This is a genomic window from Microcystis sp., assembly GCF_048564745.1.
GTDB classification, from domain to species: domain Bacteria; phylum Cyanobacteriota; class Cyanobacteriia; order Cyanobacteriales; family Microcystaceae; genus Microcystis; species Microcystis ichthyoblabe_A.
Genome location: NZ_JBLZRT010000096.1, coordinates 1 through 4505, shown reverse-complemented (window position 1 = coordinate 4505; position 4505 = coordinate 1). Strand labels below are relative to the sequence as shown.

Genomic DNA, 4505 nt, shown 5'->3' with positions numbered 1-4505 from the left:
ATGCAAAACTATCAACAACTCATGCTTGTAAAGCTTGTACAATAGGGCTTTGAGTTTTTGTTAGATTGATATTTATCAACTTTAGAGCATTGCTGGACAGAGAGGGAGCTTGGGGAATTTTCTACAGTGTAAGTTCGGAAGAACCTGATTTTATTCTACCTGACGAACCTGTGGACAACAACTTGCAACCTCTCTTAGCAGCAGCTTTACGAGAATCCCTAGAATTAGCAGGACTAATTCTGGAATCGATGCTAATTGCTTCTAATTTTGGCTGGCTTATGTGCTACCGTTAAAACTCAAACTGTTGTCAAAGCACCTGATTGGGTTTATATTCCCTCAGTCAAACCGATTCCTAGCGGAAAAATTCGGCGCAGTTACACTCCCCATCTTGAAGGAGAAATTCCTACCATCGTCCTAGAGTTTATCTCGGAAACCGAAGGGGGTGAATATTCCATCAATCCTCACTATCCCTATGGAAAATGGTATTTTTATGAGCAAATCTTACAAGTACCTATCTATGGAATATTTCAGCCAAAAACCGGAGAATTAGATGTTTATTGTTTAGTGGCAGGAAAGTATGAGCAGCAGTTGTCAGATGAGAATAATCGTTACTGGATAAAAGAACTTAACTTGTTTATCGGTATCTGGCAAGGAACCAAAGCTGAATTTACTACTAATTGGTTGCGCTGGTGGGATAAGTCGGGAAATTTGCTATTATGGGGGAGTGAGTTAGTAGAGCAAGAAAGGCAACGGGCTGAACAGGAAAAGCAACGAGCCGAGCAAGAAAAGCAACGAGCCGAGCAGGAAAGGCAACGAGCCGAACAGGAAAAGCAACGAGCCGAGCGCTGGGCAGCACAATTGAGAGCGCTAGGGGTTGACATTGATGATAGTTTATGATAGAAAATAAGCTTATTCTTTACTGTCTTTTCCCTTACTTTTGTTAACTTCAATACTTCAAATTAAATTAGATAAATGAACAAAAATATGATCGATCAATGGCTTAAAGGAGTAGGGGCGTTCCTACTTATTCTTATTGATGTAGATTATCTTCTTACCACAAGATTTGGCAGATTGAAAGGAAATGAAAGGTATGAAGCAGTCTGGTATCTATTCATTTTAATTTCTATTATTTTCTTACCTACTATTTTGGGTAAAGTTTTGAACTATTTAAGTTCTATTTTATCAAAAATAATCAATAATTGGCAAGTCACAAATCAAAGTCGTAATCTTGAGTTTTTAATTTCGTGGGGACTTGGTCTTGTTTTCAACACGATAGCAATTCAAAAGCTCTTTACCCAAGGAACTGGTGGAAGTCTCAGGCTCTATATGAAACCTGAGATGTCATACAATTGGCGTGAACTGACAACCTATTTATCAAGCTTGAATTTTTTGGTGCTAATTCCAGTTGGATTAATTTTAACAGTTATTTTCTTTTTTCTCTTACATTTATTTTCTCTTCGTAAATTTTTGAGAACATTATTGATTGAGAATATAGTTTTTATCGGAGTTTTAGTGACGGTGACATCAGTTGCTTGGAGTCTGGTTTATACTGATAGATTGAACTACCATTTTAATGCATTTCTATTCCCATTAGCGGCCATTAATAGTGATTCCCCTTTTATTCCCCTTGTTGATGATGGATTTAAAAGTTTATATGGCGGATATTATCTTTGGCTTGGCCTACTATCACGATTAATGGGAAATAGTCTATTGTCTATTAAAATTGTTGTATGTAGTTTGATTGCTCTTCAGATTCTTCTTTACTATCTAATAGTTAAAGCTATTTACCAAAATCCGTTGATCAGAATTTGGGTATTTATTAGCTGCCTATTTTGGAGTTATTTGTATTTTAGGGTAGTGGCAGCAGATTTATACTTTCAATATTTTCCTTTAAGAACTTTATTTCCTTGTCTTTTGCTGGTAACTTTGTTGTATATATCTGAAAGAAAGTTTTTCGATAAAGCTAATTTTTTCCTTGGGTTTTTAACAATTAGCTTACGAGATTTGCTTCTAGATTTTATAGTGGCAATGGCTCTATTAAGTAATTTTGATTCTGGTATAGTTGTTTTGATTATGTACTTTTTTATTCACAGTTGGAATGAGTTTAAAATAGATGGTTTTAGCGCAAAAAACATGATTAAAAAATTAACAGGATTCAGTATCAATCTTATCATTATCATTTTCATAATTATTTTGGGCTTTAGAATTTTGTCTGGAGAATTTATGAACTTTTATAATTATATAGGTTTTACTCTTAAATTTGGCTCTGGCTTTCTAGGTTTACCTTTTCCAGATAATATATGGATGATATTTATGGTTGTTTACGGTTTTAACATCATACAATCTTTTCAGAGTCCTATTGAGGATAAAAACGCTAAGTATCGTTTTGTAATTGCCATCTGGGGAATAGTTAGCCTCTTTTATTTTGTCAATAGAAGTCATCCTGGTAATTTGTTAGCTGTATCACTTCCCTTCTTTCTTTCCTATGGTTGTTTGATTGATTATGTCTTTAGTTCTTATCGAAAAAAAATGTCCGAATCTGAACCAGAATTGATGCAGAATAAAATGGCATTTAGGGAATTTTTGCCAATCTTGTTGCCCAATTCGTTTGATTTATTAAGACTCTCCCTGGTCAGTGTATTAATCATGCCCTTTATTATTATGTCCCTAATCGCTTGTGTAAAATTTATCCCCGCAACGATATCCAATTTTCAACGCCCTAAAAGCTATTCACAAATGTCTGCTTTAGCCAGCTTGTCTGAGAGAGTGGCTACATTAGAAAAGCAACTAAACCGTCCATCAATTCTAATTTCCGATTGGGTTGAATCATACTATTATCTTGACAAAAACAGAAAAGTATTGTTCTATCCCGAGATAACTTCTATTTTATCTGGGGATAATTCTTTTCAGCCCCGTTTTATTGACGCTCTCAATAAATTCAATCCAATTGTCACCCTATGTCCCATAAATGTACCTGTCATAAAAGAAAATCTTCATGGCACTTTTTTACAATTACTCTATCAGAATAATTATCAACTTGTAGAGTCAGAGAGAAACATAGATGACCCTATCCTGAAAAATTGTAAGATTTACATAAAAGATTAGAATTGTAATAAAGTGAGAGAATCTTGACAAAATCCCATAACCTAAAACGAGCCGAGCGCTTGTCAACCGAATTGAGAGCGGTGGGGGTTGACATTAATGATAGTTTATGATAAGAAGGTGGCATCAGTTGTTCACCCCAACCAACCAATGGCTAAAGAAACCCTCCTAATTGCAGCTAACCCACTGGGGATCAAGCTACCACCGACCGAAGATGAACTACCTTCTGATGATGGTATTCCCATGGAAACCCAGCGACACGGACTGCAAATGCAGTTATTAGTTAGACCTCTCTCCGGGTGGTTAAAAACCCAAGGACGAGAAGCGTTTGTGGGGGGCAATATGTTTGTTTACTTTAGCCCCAATCAAGTGCGTAACGAGGATTATCGCGGACCTGATGTATTTGTCGTTGTGGACGTGCCTCGAAAAGAACGGAAAAGCTGGGTCGTCTGGGAAGAAGAAAAAGCTCCTGATGTAGTGATTGAGTTGCTTTCTGAGAGTACAGCGCCAAAAGATAAAGAAGAGAAAAAGCTTATCTATCAGAATCGTTTGCGGGTGACAGAATATTTTTGGTATGATCCCTTTGAGCCAGAAGATTTAGCGGGACATCGCTTAGAAGGGGGTGTTTATAAATCTTTAAACCCAGATGCTCAAGGCAGGTTCAGCAGCGAAATATTAGGGCTAGTGTTAGTCCGGTGGCAGGGAATTTATGGGGATGAACAAGAGCCGATTACTTGGCTGCGTTGGGCAACAGCAGAGGGGCAATTGCTCCCCACCATAGAGGAGTTGGCCGAGCAGGAAAAGCAACGGGCTGAACAGGAAAAGCAACGGGCTGAACGCTTGGCAGCAAAATTAAGAGCGCTAGGAGTTGAAGTTGATGATAGTGTATGAACTAATTGCAGGCATTGTCCACCTAGATGTCTATTTGATAATTAATTTAATGCACCTACTTAGTCGTGGACAGTTTATGAGAGCTTATTAAATATTAGGAAGGACTGTTTACGACAATGACACCATCTGCTATTGATTTAACCCCAAAATCACCGCCAATCACCTGGGAAAAACTGCCCGATGATTTTATTCTACCTGACGAACCTGTGGACAACAACCTGCAACCCCTATTAGCAGCCGCTTTACGCGAATCCCTAGAATTAGCAGGACTAATTCTAGAATCGATGCTAATTGCTTCTAATTTTGGCTTATGTGCTACCGTTAAAACTCAAACTGTTGTCAAAGCACCTGATTGGGTTTATATTCCCTCGGTAAAACCGATTGCTAGTGGAGAAATTCGGCGCAGTTATACTCCCCATCTTGAAGGAGAAATTCCTACCATCGTCCTAGAGTTTATCTCGGAAACCGAAGGGGGTGAGTATTCCATCAATCCTCACTATCCCTATGGAAAA

General features: G+C 37.8%; 2 protein-coding genes and 2 pseudogenes. All 4 read left to right on the top strand.

The window, feature by feature from the left end:
• Positions 1-89: 89 nt before the first annotated feature.
• Positions 90-897: pseudogene (locus ACOCD9_RS11415) on the top strand (Uma2 family endonuclease).
• A gap of 87 nt (positions 898-984) precedes the next feature.
• Positions 985-3105, top strand: coding sequence for a hypothetical protein (locus tag ACOCD9_RS11410; protein ID WP_419547502.1), 2121 nt, complete (start codon positions 985-987; stop codon positions 3103-3105).
• Positions 3106-3252: 147 nt separating this feature from the next.
• The gene (locus ACOCD9_RS11405; protein WP_419547501.1) at positions 3253-3993 is read left to right on the top strand and encodes a Uma2 family endonuclease; all 741 of its coding nucleotides are present in this window, start codon (positions 3253-3255) and stop codon (positions 3991-3993) included.
• A 116-nt stretch (positions 3994-4109) separates the two neighbouring features.
• Positions 4110-4505 (top strand): annotated as a pseudogene (locus ACOCD9_RS11400) (hypothetical protein); the annotation flags it as partial.